This is a genomic window from Acidisoma sp. 7E03 (genome assembly GCF_054665075.1).
In genome coordinates, this window is sequence record NZ_BAAFHE010000001.1 from 256,243 (window position 1) to 274,142 (window position 17,900).

Below are 17,900 nucleotides of genomic sequence, written 5' to 3' on the forward strand. Positions count from 1 at the left end.
AAGCCTGCGGCCAAAGGGAGAGAAAGAATGTCGGGCATCCAGTCGGTCCTGAGCGTTTCCGACGCTTTGAACGCCGCCTATTGGGCCTATGCCCAGGCCGGCACGCCGTATAATGACCGCAACACCGCGCTGCCCACCGGCTTCCACTATTTCGTCGCCGACGGCCAGCCGCTCATCACCTATCTGCCTGATGTCGGCCTCTATGCCGCCGCCCTGGTGAACAGCATCGGCCAGGTGATCATCACCTACGAAGGCACGAACCTCTATACGGGCAACGATACCTTCACGCTGGCGCAGATCGCGGACGACGTCGCGATCACGGAGGGCGTCGATGCCCTCTCCTACGCGCCCGCTGCGGCCTTCGCCATGAAGGTGATCGCGGATGCGCAAGAGCAAGGCTACAGCACCTCCAACATCTTCGTCGCCGGCCACTCGCTGGGGGCGGCGGAAGCGGAATACGTCGCGATCCACACCGGCCTCTCCGGCATCACCTTCGGCACGCCCGGCCTCCCGACCGGCGACATTCCCTCGAACTTCACCCCACCCTTCGTCGACTACGTCGAACGCGGGGACCCGGTCGGCAACTACGCCTATGGCTGGAACGATTTCGCGCTGCTGCAGACCCAGAACGTGCAGCATCTCGGCGACGCCCAGGCCCTCGGCACCTATGAGAGCGCGGCCCTGCTCTATGCCGCCAATGCCACCTATGTCGCTGCGGTCAACGCGCCGACGGTCGCCGAGGAAGTCGCCGGTCTGGTGACGACGGTCGCCCTTCTGGGCGAGGCCGCGGTCGAATATCACGCCCTGCTGACCTATGCCGCCGACCTCGGGGTGACGGTGACGGGTGCGACCGGAAACGCGCTCAGCCTCACCGGCGCCGAGACCGCGCTCGCCGAGGTGATCGGCACGACGCGCGGCCTGACCGTTGCCGCGAATGGCATGCTCGATCTGACGACGGCCGATCTCACCGCGCCAGGCGTGGTCGGCAGTTCGGGCGGCGCCCTCAGCCTGACGCTGGGTTCGGCGAGCGCCAGCCTTTCCCAGCTTGCCAGCTCCGGAATCGGCCTGAGCCTGCAGAGCGACGGCCAGGGCGGCACGCTCATCACCTTCGGCGCCGCCTCGGACGGCGTGGTGCTCGCCGGCAGCAGCGGCGCCACGGTGCAGGGCGACGCCAAGACGCTCAATCTGGTGGGCGGCAGCGGTGCCGTCTCCGTGCTCGGCGGCAGTGGCAACACGACGATGTCGGGGGCGACCAGCAGCACCGCCACCACCTTTCTGATGGGCGGCTCCGGCACCAACCTCCTCTACGGCGGCGCGGGAGCGACCACGCTCTCGGCCGGGCTCGGCGCCTCCACCGTGGTAGGTGGGACCGGCCCCACCCTGATGCTCGCGAACGGCTCGGCGCAGGACATGATGGTGGCGGGATCCGGCGCTACCACCGTCAACGGCACCACCGGCAGCGGCGCGGAGATCGTCTTCGCCGGATCCGGCCCGGCGCTCGTCGCACTCGGCAGTGGCGCCGGCACGCTGATCGGCGGCACGGGGGTTGCCCATGTCACCGGCGGCAGCGGGGCGGACGTCTACGGCTTCATCAACGGCCATGCCGGCGGCAGCGACGTCATTACCGGCCTGAAGGCCGAAGATACGATCGTCTTCGGCGGCTATGGCGGTGACCCGATCACCTCCGAGGGGGTGCTCGCCGGCTCCGATCTCATCACCCTGTCAGACGGCACCGTCATCCTGCTGCAAGGCATCGACCACAAGGTCTTCACCTAGCGCCGGCCCTCCGCCCATTGCGGTTTCGTCATCTCCTGGCAGGACTGCCACAGTCCTCACGCTGCTATGCGGAAGCGCGGGGCTTGTGCCAGGCCTAGGCTTGGAACACATGCTGAGGTGACGCTGCTCCCGTGGAGTCGGCGTCCCGGCCCAAGGAGCAGTGATGACAGAGACCGTTTCCGGAGCGGAGGCTGAGGTGACCACCGGCACGCAGAGCGCCGGCGGTGAGAGTTCCGCGCTCACGCAAGGCTTCCTCGGCATGGGGCTGACGGACGCCTTCGATGCCAGCGCGCCCGGCGCCGTCACGGTCTCCCAGGGGCTGATCATCCTCAACGCCGGCACCGCGGCGCAGGACGCGATGCTGCTCCCCGGTGCCTCGGGCAGCAGCTTCCTCCTTTCGGGCGATCCCTCCACCACCGTGAGCGACGGCGGCTACGTCTTCGCGCCCGTCACCGGTGCGACCGTGGGCGGTGCCTCTGCGGGCCTGCCCTTCCTCGGCGGCAGCGACGCGGTTTCCGTCCTCGGCGGCAATGGCGAGACGACGATGTTCGGCGTGAGCGGCGGCAGCTCGCCCGAGCTCTTCGCCGTGGATGCCCCGGCGGCAGCGCCGGGCGGCACCGGCATGCCGCATGTGCCAGGCGGGACCGGCTCCAACCTCTTCGTCTTCATTGACAGCCATGCGGCCGCCGGGCTGACGCCGAACCTACCGGGCAGCACCACCGCGGGCACCACCGAGCCGGTGATCCCGGCTGGCGGTCTCGGCTCCCAGGGCATGATCACCCTGTCGGACGGCACCATCATCCAGATCCAGGGACTCGATCGCAGCCTCTTCGGCTGACGGGACGCGGCCTCAGTCGCAGCGCAGGGCAGCCTCTCGTCCACGGGCTTGCCCTTTATGTTGCAGCGCACCATGTTCGTAATACCGAACAGACGGCGCCGGGCGCCTTCTCCCAGACAGACGAGGTTCCCGCATGGCCGCTCACCTCAGCCACCACAGTTTCTTCGACCATTGGATGCGCTTGCTTCCCGGGCCTCTCTCGCTAGGCTCGTCAGACGAGCCACACGAGGATGAGGCGGTGCTGACGACGCTACGCGATTTCGGCCCAAATCCCGGCAATCTGCGGCTCCGCGCCTTTCTGCCGGATCCGCTTCCCGCCCAGGCCCCGCTCGTCGTCGTGCTACACGGCTGCCGCCAGACGGCCGCCGAATACGATCTCGGTTCCGGCTGGTCCACGCTCGCCGCCCGACACGGCTTCGCCTTGCTCATGCCGGAGCAGAAACGTCTCAATAATCCGCATCTCTGCTTCGACTGGTTCGAGTCCGAGGACGTGACCCGCGATCAAGGCGAAGTCGCCTCCATCGCCGCCATGATCCGCCACATGATCGCGCGGTATCGGCTGGACCCCGCGCGGGTCTTTATCACCGGTCTCTCCGCCGGGGGCGCCATGACGGCCGCGATGCTCGCAACCTATCCGGAACTCTTCGCCGGTGGCGCCATCATCGCGGGCCTGCCCTATGGCAGTGCCGCCAATGCGCATGAAGCCTTCGGCGTCATGGGCCAGGGGCGCATCCGCACGGCCGAGGAGCTGGCGGCGCGGGTTCGTGCGGCCTCGCCGCATGCTGGCCCCTTCCCGCCGGTCTCCCTCTGGCAGGGCACCGCGGATCACGTGGTCAATCCGGTCAATGCCGACGAGTTGGCGAAGCAATGGGGCGCCGTCCTCGGTGTCTCCGCCACGCCGTCTGAGGAGGATCGGGTCGGCAGTGCGGAGCGCCTGCGCTGGCGCGATGCAGCGGGGCGTGTCGCGCTTGCCCTCTACCGCCTGCCCGGCTTCGGCCATGCGACGCCTATCGACCCGATGGCGGCACGGGCCGAGGCGCGGCTCGGCCTGCCGGGCGCCAGCCCCTACATCCTGCCGAGCGGCATTTCCTCGACCTGGCACATCGCCGACAGTTGGGGCCTGACCCAGCGGCGGCCGGCGGCCAAGCCTGCCGCACAGACGAAAGCCCCGGCCGCCGAGGGCTTCTGGCCGCATTGGCTGCCCCCGGCCGAGAAGCTGCAGGAAGCGGCCCAAGAGGTCGCACGGGATATCGCTGGCCCGAGCACGCCGCTCGGCCGTCTGCTGCGCTCGGCCGGCATCACCCCGCCAGGCAGCCGGCGCGACTGACGAAGGCACGCCGGCGCTTCTGCGCCGGCGCCCTTCTCCCTATGCTCGGTGCATCAGGGAGGCACATCCAATGGGCAAGAAGGACCAGCCGGCGCAAGGCGAAGCTGACGGGGACGATCCGGCCCCCGATTCAGAAGAGCTGCGCGCAACGGTGGAGGTCGACATCGCCGGCCGCGTCCGCTTCCGGGCGACGGCCAGGACGACGCCCGCGGGAGTCGTCGCGGCAGCGCTGGTAACGGCGGCCGCCACCATTCCGCTGATTTGGATCGCCCGCCGGCGCTGAACGGCCTCAGAACCCCCAGCTGACCTCGCGGGAATTGCCCTGGGACAGGTTGCGGTAGCGCGCCATGGCGAGCAGCGGGAAGAACAGCCGGTAGCCGTGGTAGCGAAGGTAGAAGACCTTCGGGAAGCCGACGGCGTTGTAAGGTAGTTCCTCCCACTCGCCGTCCTCCTTCTGCACGCTGGCGAGCCAGGCGATGCCACGGGCGACGGCGGGATGCTCCGATTCGCCGGCGGCCATCAGGCCGAGCAGCGCCCAAGCCGTCTGGGACGGCAAGCTGCGGTCGTATTCGCCCGGGGGCGCCCCCTCGAAGCTCGCGCAATCCTCGCCCCAGCCGCCCTCGGGCCGCTGCTTGTCGAGCAGCCAGGCGACGGCGCGGCGCACCATCACGTCGTCCTTCGAAACGCCCGCCGCATTCAGCGCACACAGCACGGACCAGGTGCCGTAGATATAGTTGGTGCCCCAGCGGCCGAACCAGCAGCCGGCGGCTTCCTGTTCGCGCCGCAGATAGACCAGCGCGCGGTCGATCACCGGCCGGTCTTCGGCATGACCAAGCTGGGCCAGGAAGGAGACGCAGCGCGCCGTGACGTCCGCCGTCGGCGGGTCGAGCAGCGCGCCATGATCGGCGAAGGGGATGTGATTCAGGAAATCATGGTCGTTATCGGCATCGAAGGCGCCCCAGCCGCCGTTCTTGCTCTGCATGCCGATGACCCATTGCCGCGCCCGTTCGATCGCCTCGGCATGGGCCGGGTCGCCGTTCCGGTGCAGCAGCATGCCGACCACGGCGGTATCGTCGACGTCCGGATAATAGTCGTTGTTGTATTGGAAGGCCCAGCCGCCGGGCGGGGCATCGGGCTTGATCTCGGCCCAGTCGCCGCGGACGTTGGTGATCTGCTTTTCGAGCAGCCACTTGGCCGCGGCCTCCACGGACGCCGCGCCGTGGCCCTGCGCTTCCGCCATGGCATGGGCCGCGAGGCCCGTGTCCCAGATGGGCGATAGGCACGGCTGGCAATAGGCCTCGTCGTCCTTGACGGTGACGAGCTTGCGCACCGAAGCCCAGGCGATCGCGGCTTCCGGATGGTCCGGCGGATAGCCCAGCACGTCATACATCATCACGCTGTTGGCCATGGCCGGGTAGATCGCGCCCAGACCGTCCTCGCCGTTCAGGCGCTCGCGCACCCAGGCAACGGCCGCGTCGATATGGCGCTGGCGGCGCTGGCGCGGTACCAGCGGATCGACCTTCTGCAGCACGCCATCCACCGCCTTGAAGAAATGGCCCCAATTGCTGCGGTAGGGGCCACGGAACCAGTCGTCGATCCGTTCCGGCTGGGCCGCGAACAGCTCCGGCACGTGCACGTTCTTCGGGTTCCGCGCGCGGGGCTTGAGCGCCATCAGCACCAGAAGCGGCACGATGACGGTGCGGGACCAGTAGCTCACCTTCAGCAGATGGAAGGGAAACCAGCGCGGCAGGCCCATGATCTCGATGGGCATGACCGGCACGGCCGACCACGGCACCTCCCCGAACAGCGCAAGCTGGATGCGGGTGAAGACGTTGGTGCGCTCGGCGCCGCCGGCCGCGAGGATCGCCTTGCGGGCGCGCGCCATGTGCGGCGCTGCGGGGTCATCGCCGATCGCTTTGAGCGCGAAATAGGCTTTCACGCTGGCCGAGATGTTGAAGGCGCCGCCGTGGTAGAGCGGCCAGCCGCCGTGCTCGCCCTGGATGCGGCGCAGATAGATGCCGATCTTCTGCTCCAGCTCCGGATCGATCCGGTCGAGATAATGTTCAAGCAGAACGTATTCGGCCGGAATGGTCGCATCCGCTTCCAGCTCGAAAACCCAATGGCCGTCCCGGTTCTGCTTCTCGTGCAGCGCACGCTCGGCGCGCGCGATGGCGGTTGCGAGATCTTCGGTGGCGATGGCGGGGTCGAGATGAATATCGTGGGGCATCGGCGCCTTATACATGCCTCAGGAGATAACGCGCGGCGGTTTCACCAGAGAGAATACTGCCCTCGATGGTCGCGGGCAGACCAGTCTCCGTCCAGTCTCCCGCGAGCGCGAGATTGGCAAGACCCGCCCCGTCGACCGCTGGCCTGCGTTTTTGCTGCACCGCGGTAGCGGCGAAGGTCGCCCGCTTCTCTCGCACCACGCGGTAGGTCGGCACCTCCCGCGGCAGGCTGGGATAGGCGGCGCGGCAATCCGCCCAAGCACGCTCCGCCATCTCCTCCTGGCTGAGATCCGCCCAGCGATTGGCCGCGCTGATGGTCACGGAAACCACGCCGGGCTTGACGAAAACCCATTCCGCCAGCCCGCCGACGATGCCGGTGAAGGGCGCCTCACCCGGTATCGCCTTCGCCTTGTAATGGATGTTGGCGATCGCCTCGAAGGCGTCCGGCACGGTGAGATCGGGTAGCAATTGCCCTGCGACGGGTGCCGGCACGGCGAGCACCACGGCCTCCGACGGGCCGATGGCGAGCGGACCGTCACCGAATTGCAACACGGAGATGTGATCGCCGCTCACGGTCACGGATTGCAGGCGCCGGCCGAATTCGACCGTGGCGCCGCGGAGCGCGAGCCAGGTGATGGCGGGATCGACGAAGCTTTCCGAGAGGCCTTCCGCCGGTACGAGTGGGCGGCAGGCGGCCCCGCCCGCCCGGAGCGTCTGCGCGACGATCGCCTGCATCAGCGGGGCATACCCCTCCTCCGGCATCGTATTCAGGGCAGCAATCGCCAGCGGTTCCAGCAGGCGCCGGTAGAGCGGGCCGACATGGCCAATGGCGTCGGCCACCGAGCCGCGAGCGCGCCTCAGGCGTAGCAGCGCGAGATAATCCCGCGCACGCGTGCCCGGCACGCGGCGGCGGCGATCGAAGATCCAGAAGGGAATCCGCCCGGCATCGAGTCGCAGCGTCCAGCGGCTGCCATCCGCCCGGTCGACGAAGGGAAAGACCGGGACCGGCGGCCCCACCATCGTCTGCCTGGCGCTGATCCGCGCCAGGTAGCGGGCGGCGGCGGCATTGCCGGACAGCAGCAGGTGATTGCCGTTGTCGATGCGCAAGCCGAGTTCGCGATCGAAATAGGAGCGGCAGCGCCCGCCTGCCTGGGGCCCCGCCTCGTGCACCACGACGCGCAGGCCGGCCTCCGCCAGCACCATGGCGGCGGAGAGACCCGAAAGACCGGCACCGACGACGTGGACGCGCGACAGCCGCTTGCTCAAGCCGTCAGCATCCTGAAGCCGAACCAGGCCTTCTGCCATTTCGTGAGGCTCACGCGCTCGGCCGGCCGCACGAAGGCGCCGCGCTCCATCCGCGCGAGCAACGCCCGGTAGGGCGCGGCCATCATCCGGGCCGGCTTCATGGCCCGCGGGTCGCAGAGGGCCATCGCCTCCTCCGCCCCGCGGTAGTAGTCTCGCGCGAGCGCCGCGACCCGTTGGCAGACCGCGGGCAGGCCCGGCGCCGTCAGCGCGGCCTGCGGGTTGAGCGGCACGCCCGCCTCCTTCAGCCATTCGCGCGGCAGATAGAGGCGGGAGCGCGCCGCGTCCTCGCCGATGTCGCGCAGGATGTTGGTAAGCTGCAACGCACGGCCGAGACACCAGGCGACGCGATCCGCGGCCGGCGAGGTATCGCCGAAGGCGCGCACGGACAGCCGCCCCACGGCACTCGCTACCCGGTCGCAATAGAGGTCCAGCGTGTCGAGGCTCGGCGCCACGATCTCTCGCTCGGCATCCATCTGCATGCCGTCGATGATGGCCAGGAAGTCGAGGCTGCGCAGGTCGTACTGGCGGCTCGCCAGCAGCATCATGCGGGTGAGCGCGCTGTCCGTCCGGCCTTCCAGAAGGGCATGGACCCGCTCGCGCCAGCCATCGAGCATCTCGCGCTTCGTCACCAGCGCCCCCGGCTCGTCGGCGATGTCGTCCACGACCCGGCAGAAGGCATAGATCGTGTAGACGGCGGCGCGCCGGTCGGGCGGCAGCATGCGCATGCCGTAATAGAAGGAGGAGCCGGAGCGGCGCACCAGCGCCTCGATCTCGGCGAGATCCTGGGCCCGCGCGCCGAGCGGCGGCTGCGGCAGTTTCGCGAGGCTGCTCACAGCACATACCCCAAGGCGCCGAGCAGGGCCCCCACCGCATCCAGCTTCGAGAGCTTGACCCGGCCGGCGACCGGGTCGCCCTGACGGAGACGCCGCGTGAGGCGGCGGGACAGGTTGAGGATCACCCCGGTCTCGAGCCGCAGCCGCCGGTCCCGGCAGGCACGCGGCAGGGCGGCGGCGGTCTCGTTCAGCCCCTCGCACTGGCTCAGCAGATCGTCGAAGACCCGGCGCAGACCCGGGGTTTCCTGGGTGCCCCGAAGATCGGCGGGGCTGGTGCCGTAGGCAGTCATGAGATCCTCGGGCAAATAGCAGCGGTCGAGCGCGGCGAGATCCTTCTGGCCATCCTGCAGATGGTTCAGCACCTGCAGCGCGGTGCATAGCGCGTCCGACGGCGCGAAGGTCGCGGCCTCGTCCTCGCCATGCAGGGCCAGTACGTAGCGGCCCACCGGCATCGCCGAATAGCGGCAGTAATCGTATAACTCTTCCCAGGTGGCGTAGCGCCCCTTGGTCGCATCCTGGCGAAAGGCGATCAGCAGGTCCGTCGCGTGGACCGGGTTCACGCCGGTCTCGGCAAGGGAGGCGCGAAGCGCCGAAGCGCTCGGCGCCCCGCCCTCGCTGCCGCCTAGGAGCACGTCCTCCATATGGTCGAGCCGGCCGATCTTGTCGCCGGCGGACAGCACCGGACTGTCGCCGATGTCGTCGGCATTGCGGGCGAAAGCGTAATAGGCATGGACGTGCCGCCGCAGATCGGGGCGGATGAGCACGCCCACCGGAAAGTTTTCGTCGCCGCGGTCCTTGCCGGACCAGGTCTCGACATTCGGCGGGGCGGCGCCTGCCAGTTCAACGCTCACGACGCACCATCGACATAGACCCGGTTCTTCCACATCACGCTGCGGCCCCGCATGTGGTTGACGGCGGAGCCGACCGTCGCCGCCATGTAGAACAGAGCGACGAGCGGGAGGAAGGGGGCCCAGAGCGACGAGAGATCGTAACGCTTCAGACTCGGGATGTAGCTGCCCGCCATCAGCCCCCAGGCGAGCAGACCGAAGACGCGCGGCAGGCCATGGGCAAAGAGGGCGGCGGCCGGCGGCAGCAGCCAGACCAGCAGCATGCCGAGGATGGTGCCGGCGAGGTTCACCGGCGAGAATTTGAGCTGCACATAGGCGGTGCGCGCGATCATCGCCCAGATGTCGGCGGCATGGGGATAGAGCCGGATGGAGCGCGCCCGCGTCGTGTGCCCGAGCCAGATGCGCCCGCCCGATTCCTTCACCGCGCGGCCCAGCGTCACGTCGTCGATCAGCGCGCCGCGGACGGCCGCGATGCCGCCTGCCCGGTCCAAGGCGCGGCGGCGCAGCAGCACCGTACCGCCGGCGGCCCCGGCCATCCGGCTGTTCGGGTCGGCCACCTTGGCGAAGGGATAGAGGAGCTGGAAGAAATAGACGAAGGCCGGCACCAGAGCGCGCTCGGCGAAGCTCTGGCAATTGAGCAGCACCATCTCGGAGACGAGGTCCAGCCCCTCGCCTTCGGCCTTGGCGACGAGGCGGGCGAGATGGTCGGGTTCGTGGCGGATATCGGCATCCGTCAGCAGCACGAGGTCGGCGGTGCTTTCGGCCACGCCTTGAGAGACGGCCCACAGCTTGCCGCTCCAGCCCGGCGGCTTCTCCGCGCCAGTCAGGATGGTGAGCGGGTTGGGGGCGCCTTCGGCGGCGGCACGGGCGAGTTCGGCCGTGCCGTCCGTGCTGCCGTCGTCCACCAGGATGACGCGCACCTGCGCCGCCCCCGGCACCACCTGGCGCGTCAGCGAGCCGATGGCCTCCGCGATGTAGGGCGCCTCGTCCCGCGCGGGGACCACGATGTCGACGGAGGGGAGGACGGCGCCTTCCGGCACCGGCGGCAGGATCGGCCCCTCCTGCCAGTAGCGCCCGTGGAAGAAGATCATGCCCAGCCAGATGAGCAGGGCGAGCAGCGTGAGGGCCGTGAGAATCGTCATGCCTTCAGATAGCCGTGTCGGTCGAACCAGGAAATGGCATCCCGCACCGCTTCGATCGCCGGGCGGTAGGTATAGCCGAGGGCGCCTTCGGCCTTGGCGGAGGAGAAATACATCATCTTCTTCGCCATCTTGAGGTGGTCGCGCGTCAGCCGCGGCTCCTTGCCCGTCACCCGCGCCACCTGCTCGGCAACGACGGCCGCCGGCATCAGGGGCGCGATGGGCAGCCGCAGGCGGCGCGCGGGCTTGCCCACCACCTCGTCCACCAGCCGCAGCACTTCGCTCATCGGGATGTTCTCGCCGCCCAGAATATAGCGCTCACCGATTTCGCCGCGATCGAGGGCCAAGAGGTGCCCGGCCGCGCAATCCTCGACATGCACGACCGAGAGGCCGGTATCGACATAGGCCGGCATGCGGCCGATCGCGGCATCCCGGATCATCGTGCCGGTCGGCGTCGGCTTCACGTCACCCGGGCCGATGGGCGCCGCCGGATTGACGATGACGACGGGGATGCCTTCGTCGGACAGCTTCAGCGCCATCTGCTCGGCAAGGAATTTGGATTTCTTGTAGGTGCCGACGACCTTGTCATAGGTGATCGGGGTGTTCTCGGTCGCCGGCGGCCCGCCCTTGGGGTTGAGGCCGAGGGCCGCGACGCTACTGGTATAGACGATGCGCTCCACCCCCGCCGCATGGGCCAGGCGCAGCAGCGTCTCGGTCGCGCGCACATTGGTGGCGATCATCGCTTCCGGATCGGGCACCCAGATGCGGTAGTCGGCCGCGACGTGAAACACGTAGCGGCAGCCACGCACGGCCTGGGCGAGGCTCTCGGCATCATTGAGGTCACCCACGGCGAAGTCCGCGTGAAGATCCGCCAGATGTTTGCGGGAGGTGCCTTGCCGGACGAGGAGCCGCAGCGGGTAACCCCGCGCCGCGATTGCCCGGGCAACGGCGGCGCCCACGAAACCGGTCGCTCCGGTCACCAAGGTCAGGTTCTCTTGGGTCAAGGCGTGCTCCTCAAGCCTGGGTGGACGGAGACGAGTTTGGCGCCTCATCGCGGCGCCGGTATAGAGGCCGGATCAGCCATGGGCGCAAGCTCGCATGCGAGGCCACCGCAACTTGACGACAAATCCCGCCTTCCCGCGCGATGTGACGGGATCTTCCCGATGAAGCGGCTTTCCCTCGTCTTCATGCTGGGCGGCGTGCTGCTCGCGATCGGCCTGGTCTTCGGCTTCGGCGCCCATCACGTGCTGGAGGCGCTGCTCTCGGTCGGCTGGGTCGGCTTTCTCTTCCTCATCGCCGCCCAGCTCGCGCTCACCCTCTTTCTCGCCAGCGCTTGGCTGCTCATCATGCCGCAGCAGACGCCGGCGCTCTTCCTCAAGCTCTATTGGGGACGGCTGGTGCGAGAAGCGGGCGGCCGCTTCCTGCCCTTCCTACCCGTCGGCGGCTTCGTCATCGGCGCGCGCGCCGTCGCGCTGACGGGCGTGCCGATGGCGCTGTCCGCCGCCTCGACCCTGGTCGACGTCGCCTCCGAATTCACCGCTGAAGTCATGTTCGCGGCCCTCGGCCTCTGCATCCTGCTCGTCTGGCAGCCGCATTCGGATCTCATCCTGCCGCTCGGCGCCGGCATCGTGGTGGCGGCGCTGGCCGCCGGCACCTTCATCGCCCTGCCCGGCCGGGGCACGCGGCTGGTGCAGAAGCTCGCCGCCCGCATCGGCGCCGGCGAAGGCCGCACCCTCGGCTCGCTCGACAGCATGCATACGCAGCTCGAGGCAATCTATGCCCGCAAGGGCGCGATCGTCGCCGCGGTGCTCTGCCATTTCCTCGGCTGGCTCGCCTCCGCCGCCGTCGCTTGGCTCGCCTACCATCTGCTGGGTGCGCCCATCAGCTTCGCCCAGGCGCTGGCGATCGAAGCGCTGCTGCGCGCCGCCCTCACCATGACCTTCTTCGTGCCCGGCAATGCCGGCGTGCAGGAGGCTGCTTTCGTCGCCCTCGGAGCGATCTTCGGCCTGGCGCCCGAAATCTCGGTCGCCGTCTCACTGATCAGCCGGGCGCGGGATCTCGTCGTCGGCCTGCCCGCCCTGCTGCTGTGGCAGTGGTTCGAATTTCGCGGCCTGCGCGCGGGACGGGAGCCCGCCCTCGCCGCCCGCCGCGCGGAGAACTGATCCCGCCTCGGGGGCTCAGCGCGGGCCCGCCGGCCGCCGCACCCGGGCATTCAACCGGTCGGCGAGCCAGGCCAGGCTGCCGCGCCAGAAGCCGAAGAGCATGGCCTGGTGGCTGCGATAGAGCATTTCATGGCTGAGCTGAGCCAGCCGCCCGCGAAAGGTCATGCCACGAAAGAGGCCGAAACGGCCGAGCGAGCCATAGGCGTCGTAATCGGCGAGCGCCACCAGCATCCCCCGGTCGTGGAAGACGAAATCGGGCACCGGCTGCCGTCCGGTGATCGCCCCCGGCAGGTGGCGGACGAGATGCGCCGCCTGCTGGCTCGCCACTTGGGCCGTGGCGGGAAGAGGCCGCTCCGCGCCCGCCGGCGTCAGGCTCGCGCAATCGCCCACGGCATAGATCGCGGGATCTTCCGTCGTCTGCAGGCTGGGCCGGATCAGGAGCTGGCCCTGCCGCCCCACGGCCAGGCCGTCCAGGTTGGAGAGCAGCGGCGGCGCCCGTACGCCCGCGGCCCAGACCATGAGTGCGGCCGGAACAGGGTCGCCATCGGCCAGGGTGAACCCCCTCTCCGTCGCCTCCGTCACCTGTGCGCCGAGGCGGACGGAGATGCCGAGGCCCCGCAGCCGGGCCAAAGTCGCGGCCGAGATGTCTTCAGGAAAGCCTGCGAGCAGGCGCGGGCCGCTTTCGAGCAGGGTCACCCGCATGCGGCCGCGGAGGCCGGAGGCGCCGAGACCCGCCGAGATATCGACGAGCTGGACCAGTTCGGCGGCGAGTTCCACGCCCGTGGCACCCCCGCCGACGATCACGATCGGCAGGTCCTGCTCCAGTGCCAGGCTCTGCAGCATGCGAATGCGAATCTCGCGGTTGAAGGCCATTGCCTGGCGCCGGCTGTCGATCATCCAGCAATGGGCGGCGACGCCGGGCGTGCCGAAATCATTCGCCTGGGAGCCGACGGCCAGCACCAGCGTGTCGTACGGCAAGCGCCGCTCCGGGACCACGAGCCGCCCGTCCGCGGCTGTGACGGCGCCGACGGTAATCGCGCGTGCCACCCGATCCAGCCCTACGAGCGGCCCCGGCACGTAGCGGAAGCCGGCATCGCGCGCCTGCACGACATAGGCGACCTCCTGCTGCGCCACGTCCCGCGTTCCGGCCGCGATGGTGTGCAGGATGGGCTTCCAGACATGGGCGACGTCGGCATCGACCAGCGCGATGTCGAGCGGGGGCGCGCCGTCGCGACGGCCAAGGGCGGTCGCGATCTCGATGCCGGCGACCCCGCCGCCCACGATCACCAGCCGGTGCTTCTCCCGCCCCTGCATGCCGCTCGCTCTCCTGTCTGTGCGAGAGAGGATGTGGGGCGGGCCCCGGAAGGGTCGAGGTTACGCGGCTGGGCTCAGGCGGCAGAGGCGCCCTGCGCGAGCGGAAACCCCTCGTCGATCCAGCCGGTGATGCCACCCGCCATGATCTTCACCGGCCGCCCGAGTTCGGCGAGACGGAGCGCCCCGCGCGCCGCGCCATTGCAGTGGGGCCCAGCGCAATAGGTCACGAAGATCGTCTCAGCCGGCCAGACCTGCAGCTTCGACGCGGTGATCTTGCCATGCGGCAGGTTGATCGCCCCCGGCACATGGCCAGCAGCGAAGAGTGCCGGGCTGCGCACGTCGAGCAGGACGAAATCCGCCCCGCGCTTGAGGGCGTCCTGCACGTCCCAGCAATCGGTCTCGAAGGCGAAACTCGCGGCGAAATGCGCGCGCGCCACCTCGGGGGCTGCGGGCGAAACGGCGGTGACGGCGCTGGGCATGGCACGCTCTCCTGCGATGAGGGCGCCAGTCTCGCCATCTTCCCCCGGCTGTGCCATTGGCAGGATCGCCAATCTCCAGGAAGATCATGCCAAACACCACAGGCCCGCTGGTCGCGGCACTGCTCTATGACGGGCTCTGCACCTTCGAGTTCGGCATCGCCGCTGAAATCTTCGGCCTGGCCCGGCCGGAGATGGGCGCAGGCTGGTATCGCTTCGCGAGTTGCGCGGTCGAGCCGGGACCGCTGCGGGCCCATGGCGGCTTCACCCTGATCCCCGACCACGGGATCGCACTGCTCGACACGGCGGACATCATCGTGGTGCCGGGCTGGAAAGGCGCCACGGTGCCGGTGCCCGCGGCCCTGTGTGACCGGCTCCGGGCCGCCCATGCCCGTGGCGCGCGCCTCGCCTCCATCTGCTCCGGCGCCTTCGTGCTGGCAGCCACCGGCCTGCCGGACGGCGCCGTCGCCACCACCCACTGGCGCTATGCCGACGCCTTGCGCACGCGCCATCCCCGGGTGACGGTCGATCACACCTCCCTCTATCGCGGCCATGACCGGCTCTTCACCTCGGCCGGCAGCGCCGCCGGAATCGACCTGCTGATCGAGATCGTGCGGCAGGATTTCGGGCCAGAGGCAGCGAACAGCGTGGCGCGCCGGCTGGTCATGCCGGCCCATCGCAGCGGCGGACAGGCGCAGTTCCTCGAGCGGCCGGTGCCGGCGCATCGCCATGCCGAGATCGCCCCTCTGCTGGAGGCGATGCGCGCCGCCCTTGCGGAGGACTGGCCGCTGGCCCGCATGGCGGCCACCTGCCGGATGAGCCTCCGCACCTTTCTCCGCCGCTTCGCCGAAGCGGCGGGCGCCCCACCCGGCGAATGGCTGGTGGCGGAGCGGCTAGAGGAGGCGAAGCGCCTGCTGAGTACGGGACGGCTGGATGTGGAGACGATCGCCGCCGCGACGGGCTTGGGCAGCGCGGACCGGCTACGGCATCATTTCCGCCGGCGCCTCGGCATCAGCCCCGGTGAATACCGCGCCCGCTTCGGCCCGCACGGCTAGTTCAGGCTGCTGCGCAGCCGGCGCATCGCGGCACGCGCGCGCTCGGCATCCGCGCCGGGCGGAATGAGCGCCACGACCTTCTCCAGGCTGCGGAGGGCGGAGGCGAGCTGCCCTGTCTTCTGCTGGAGCACCGCCGCCTGCTGCCACAGGCCGATGTCGGCTGGGGCGATGCGTAGCATGTCCTCGATGCAGGTGAGCGCGCCGGCCAGATCCCCCGCCGACTGCCGGCGAAAGACGATGTTGCGCTGCAGGCGGATCAGCACGTCCCGCTTGCCCATGCGCTCCGCGAAGGCCGCCCCGCGCGTGGGCCGCACGCCCTGGTCCAGCCGGTCGAGCATCGCCTCCAGATCCTCGGCCTCGACGATGCGGCCGCCGGAGAAGACGTCGAGCACGGCGCGCATCTCGCCCGCGCCCAGACCCAGCACGAAATGGCTCGGGAAATTGATGCCGTAGCAATCCCAGCCGGCGACCTCGGCGCAATGCAGCCAGATGATGCCAAGGCCGATCGGCATGCCGCGCCGTCGCTCCGTGACGTGGATCAGGTTGACGTTGCGAAGATCGTCGTAGGTCTCGTAGTCCCCGCTATAGTCATGCCGGGCACCAAGCATGCCGGCGAGCGCTTCCGCCTGCTCCTGCGCATCGTCCCCTACCCAGTCGCGCAGCTCGGCCGCCTCACGCGCGAGCACGGAGAGATGGCTGCGCGCACGCTTCCAATCGGCCCAAGGGGCGTCGAGCCGCGCGAAGAGCAGCGCGGTTTCGGCGAGCGCGATCTCCTCATCCGGCAGGCTGCCCACCGCCTCCAACGCCGCGCGGATCACCGCGGCGTCGTCACGTTTCGGGTCAGTGCTTCGGCTCTTCTCAGGCAGAACGACTCTCCTCCTCAGGCGCCGGCCCGGGGGCCGGCTACAGCGGCAATGGTGCGGCCTTGATGCGCTCCATGGCGAAGCGGCTGGTCACGTTGCGCAGCGGTACCGCGGCGATCAGCCGGCGGTAGAAGGCATCATAGGCGCTGATGTCTGATACCACGACATGCAGGACGTAATCGACATCGCCGCCCATCCGCCAGGCATCGACGATCTCCGGCGTGTCCCGCACCAGATCGGCGAAACGGGCCAGCCATTCGGCGGAATGGTCCGCCGTCTCGACCGAGACGAAGACCGAGACCGGCAGGCCCAGCGCCTGCTGATCCAGCAGCGTGACGCGACCGCGGATCACGCCTTCCTTCTCCAGCCGCCTGATCCGTTTCCAGCACGGCGTCGGCGTCAGATGCACCTCGGCCGCGATCTCGGCGAGGGAGAGGGACGCGTCCCGGGCGATCAGGCGCAGAATCGCCCGGTCGGTCTCGTCCATCGACACGGCGGCTGGCATCTCGGCTGAGGCATCCCTGTTCTGACGGACGCCGGTCGGCGCCTCACGCGGGGCATTTCACCAGAGCGCCGCGACAGACAAAAGGAAATTTTCCGCGGCGGCGCAGCAGGGGCTGATCCGCCCTCAGCCGGGCTCGGCACCGTCCCGCTGCGCTTCGGCCGGGCTGCGCAGGTTCAGCGACAAGGCATGCAGGCCGCTGCGGAACTCTTCCGCCAGGGCTTCGTTCACCGCGCGGGCGCGGTCAACCCGCTTCATGTCAGTGAAGCAATCGGCCACCATGGCGACGTTGAAATGGGTCTGGCCTTCCTTGCCGGCACCGCCAGGATGGCCGCGATGGCCGGCGTGACGGGCGCTGTCGTCCTGCACGGTGAGTGCCAGCGGCACGAAGGCGCGTGTCAGTGTTTCGACGATGCGTGACTTGCGGTCCATGCGCGATTTTCCTCGAAATGGGACCGGCTGTTCAAGCGCCGCGCTCGCCGTTCTGGCCTGCGTTCACGGGATTGCCAAGCGGCGGGGCGGACGACCATATAGCGGCCATGACAACACGACGCGTCCCCCGTGCCCGGGCTTACGCGCCCGACCCGGACGCGCCGGGCCGGCTCTGCGACACGCCCGGCTGTGAAGAGCTGGGCTGCTACCGGGCGCCCAAATCCCGCCTCGCCCTCAACGACTACTACTGGTTCTGTCTCGACCACGTGCGCGCCTACAACGCGAACTGGGACTACTACAAGGACATGACGCCGGGGCAGATCGAGCAGGAACTGCGGGCCGACGCCTCCTGGCAGCGGCCCACCTGGCGGCTGGGCTCCAACGGCACCGCCCATGCCGCGCAGGAGGAGCTTCTGCGCGACCCGATGCTGCACATGGACGGGCGGCGGCCCGCCTCTGCCCATGAAACGATCGAGGCGCCACCGGAGCTGCGCCAGCCGCTCGGCGTGCTCGGCCTCACCTGGCCGGTCAGCCTCGACGCGGTCAAGGCGCGCTACAAGGCGCTCGCCAAACGCCACCACCCGGATGCGAATGGTGGCGGAGACACGGCGGACGATCATCAGATCAAGGCGATCAACAGCGCCTATTCGACGCTCAAGCTGCACTGGCCCGCTGAGGAAAGGCAGGCCGGCCGCGGTTAAGCGGCCCGCCGCCCGAGTATCGTCTCGCGCGCGGCCGCGCCGCGTCTCCGCGTCTTGCGGTGGGGCCGCACTCCGCTAATCTGAAAGCAGCAGGACAGGACAGA

18 protein-coding genes are annotated in these 17,900 nt (G+C 69.4%); 7 read left to right on the top strand and 11 right to left on the bottom strand.

What is annotated here, in order from left to right:
• The first annotated feature begins 27 nt into the window (after positions 1–27).
• From ACYQ6W_RS01275 to ACYQ6W_RS01290, 4 genes are all read left to right on the top strand, one after another.
• Positions 28–1,776, top strand: coding sequence for a hypothetical protein (locus tag ACYQ6W_RS01275; RefSeq protein WP_459673059.1), 1,749 nt, complete (start codon positions 28–30; stop codon positions 1,774–1,776).
• 163 nt (positions 1,777–1,939) lie between these two features.
• Positions 1,940–2,614 carry a hypothetical protein gene (locus tag ACYQ6W_RS01280; RefSeq protein WP_459673060.1) on the top strand — a complete coding sequence of 225 codons (675 nt, stop codon included), beginning with the start codon at positions 1,940–1,942 and terminating at the stop codon, positions 2,612–2,614.
• Between the two features lie 133 nt (positions 2,615–2,747).
• Positions 2,748–3,941, top strand: coding sequence for an extracellular catalytic domain type 1 short-chain-length polyhydroxyalkanoate depolymerase (locus ACYQ6W_RS01285; RefSeq protein WP_459673061.1), 1,194 nt, complete (start codon positions 2,748–2,750; stop codon positions 3,939–3,941).
• A 70-nt stretch (positions 3,942–4,011) separates the two neighbouring features.
• Positions 4,012–4,224, top strand: a complete 213-nt coding sequence (locus tag ACYQ6W_RS01290; RefSeq protein ID WP_459673062.1) for a hypothetical protein — start codon at positions 4,012–4,014, stop codon at positions 4,222–4,224.
• A gap of 6 nt (positions 4,225–4,230) precedes the next feature.
• Here the strand turns inward: ACYQ6W_RS01290 and shc are convergent, their stop codons facing one another.
• From shc to hpnA, 6 genes are read right to left on the bottom strand one after another with little or no spacing between them, the layout of a single operon-like run.
• Positions 4,231–6,168: a squalene--hopene cyclase gene (gene shc, locus ACYQ6W_RS01295; protein WP_459673064.1), complete on the bottom strand. Its 1,938-nt coding sequence runs from the start codon at positions 6,166–6,168 to the stop codon at positions 4,231–4,233.
• A 7-nt stretch (positions 6,169–6,175) separates the two neighbouring features.
• Positions 6,176–7,432 carry a hydroxysqualene dehydroxylase HpnE gene (gene hpnE, locus ACYQ6W_RS01300; protein ID WP_459673065.1) on the bottom strand — a complete coding sequence of 419 codons (1,257 nt, stop codon included), beginning with the start codon at positions 7,430–7,432 and terminating at the stop codon, positions 6,176–6,178.
• Entirely contained in the window at positions 7,429–8,304 is an 876-nt protein-coding gene (gene hpnD / locus ACYQ6W_RS01305; protein WP_459673066.1) for a presqualene diphosphate synthase HpnD, read from the bottom strand. The genes hpnE and hpnD overlap by 4 nt, the downstream gene beginning before the upstream one ends.
• Complete coding sequence (hpnC, locus tag ACYQ6W_RS01310; RefSeq protein ID WP_459673067.1) at positions 8,301–9,155, bottom strand: squalene synthase HpnC; 855 nt, start codon at positions 9,153–9,155, stop codon at positions 8,301–8,303. Before hpnC ends, hpnD begins: the two co-directional genes overlap by 4 nt.
• A complete protein-coding gene (locus ACYQ6W_RS01315; RefSeq protein WP_459673068.1) occupies positions 9,152–10,294 on the bottom strand; it encodes a glycosyltransferase in 1,143 nt (380 codons plus the stop codon). The genes hpnC and ACYQ6W_RS01315 overlap by 4 nt, the downstream gene beginning before the upstream one ends.
• On the bottom strand, positions 10,291–11,295 hold the full coding sequence (gene hpnA, locus ACYQ6W_RS01320; protein WP_459673069.1) for a hopanoid-associated sugar epimerase: 1,005 nt from the start codon (positions 11,293–11,295) through the stop codon (positions 10,291–10,293). The genes ACYQ6W_RS01315 and hpnA overlap by 4 nt, the downstream gene beginning before the upstream one ends.
• A 159-nt stretch (positions 11,296–11,454) precedes the next feature.
• Between hpnA and ACYQ6W_RS01325 the strand changes: the two genes are divergently transcribed.
• The gene (locus ACYQ6W_RS01325; protein WP_459673070.1) at positions 11,455–12,453 is read left to right on the top strand and encodes a lysylphosphatidylglycerol synthase domain-containing protein; all 999 of its coding nucleotides are present in this window, start codon (positions 11,455–11,457) and stop codon (positions 12,451–12,453) included.
• A 15-nt stretch (positions 12,454–12,468) separates the two neighbouring features.
• On the opposite strand, the gene ACYQ6W_RS01330 is transcribed toward ACYQ6W_RS01325, so the two are convergent.
• Both ACYQ6W_RS01330 and ACYQ6W_RS01335 read right to left on the bottom strand, forming a co-directional pair.
• Positions 12,469–13,767 carry an NAD(P)/FAD-dependent oxidoreductase gene (locus tag ACYQ6W_RS01330; protein WP_459673071.1) on the bottom strand — a complete coding sequence of 433 codons (1,299 nt, stop codon included), beginning with the start codon at positions 13,765–13,767 and terminating at the stop codon, positions 12,469–12,471.
• A gap of 74 nt (positions 13,768–13,841) precedes the next feature.
• Positions 13,842–14,246: a rhodanese-like domain-containing protein gene (locus ACYQ6W_RS01335; RefSeq protein WP_459673072.1), complete on the bottom strand. Its 405-nt coding sequence runs from the start codon at positions 14,244–14,246 to the stop codon at positions 13,842–13,844.
• 86 nt (positions 14,247–14,332) lie between these two features.
• On the opposite strand from ACYQ6W_RS01335, the gene ftrA reads away from it, so the two are divergent.
• Entirely contained in the window at positions 14,333–15,298 is a 966-nt protein-coding gene (ftrA, locus tag ACYQ6W_RS01340) for a transcriptional regulator FtrA (protein ID WP_459673073.1), read from the top strand.
• Here ftrA and ACYQ6W_RS01345 read toward each other — a convergent pair.
• The 3 genes from ACYQ6W_RS01345 to ACYQ6W_RS01355 all read right to left on the bottom strand — a co-directional run bounded on the left by ACYQ6W_RS01345 (position 15,295) and on the right by ACYQ6W_RS01355 (position 17,095).
• The gene (locus ACYQ6W_RS01345; RefSeq protein WP_459673074.1) at positions 15,295–16,116 is read right to left on the bottom strand and encodes a SirB1 family protein; all 822 of its coding nucleotides are present in this window, start codon (positions 16,114–16,116) and stop codon (positions 15,295–15,297) included. The genes ftrA and ACYQ6W_RS01345 overlap by 4 nt on opposite strands.
• 85 nt (positions 16,117–16,201) lie before the next feature.
• On the bottom strand, positions 16,202–16,666 hold the full coding sequence (locus tag ACYQ6W_RS01350) for an Lrp/AsnC family transcriptional regulator (RefSeq protein WP_459673075.1): 465 nt from the start codon (positions 16,664–16,666) through the stop codon (positions 16,202–16,204).
• A gap of 123 nt (positions 16,667–16,789) precedes the next feature.
• Positions 16,790–17,095: a BolA family protein gene (locus ACYQ6W_RS01355; RefSeq protein ID WP_459673076.1), complete on the bottom strand. Its 306-nt coding sequence runs from the start codon at positions 17,093–17,095 to the stop codon at positions 16,790–16,792.
• A gap of 107 nt (positions 17,096–17,202) precedes the next feature.
• Between ACYQ6W_RS01355 and ACYQ6W_RS01360 the strand changes: the two genes are divergently transcribed.
• Positions 17,203–17,796: a J domain-containing protein gene (locus tag ACYQ6W_RS01360; protein WP_459673077.1), complete on the top strand. Its 594-nt coding sequence runs from the start codon at positions 17,203–17,205 to the stop codon at positions 17,794–17,796.
• Positions 17,797–17,900 lie beyond the last annotated feature (104 nt).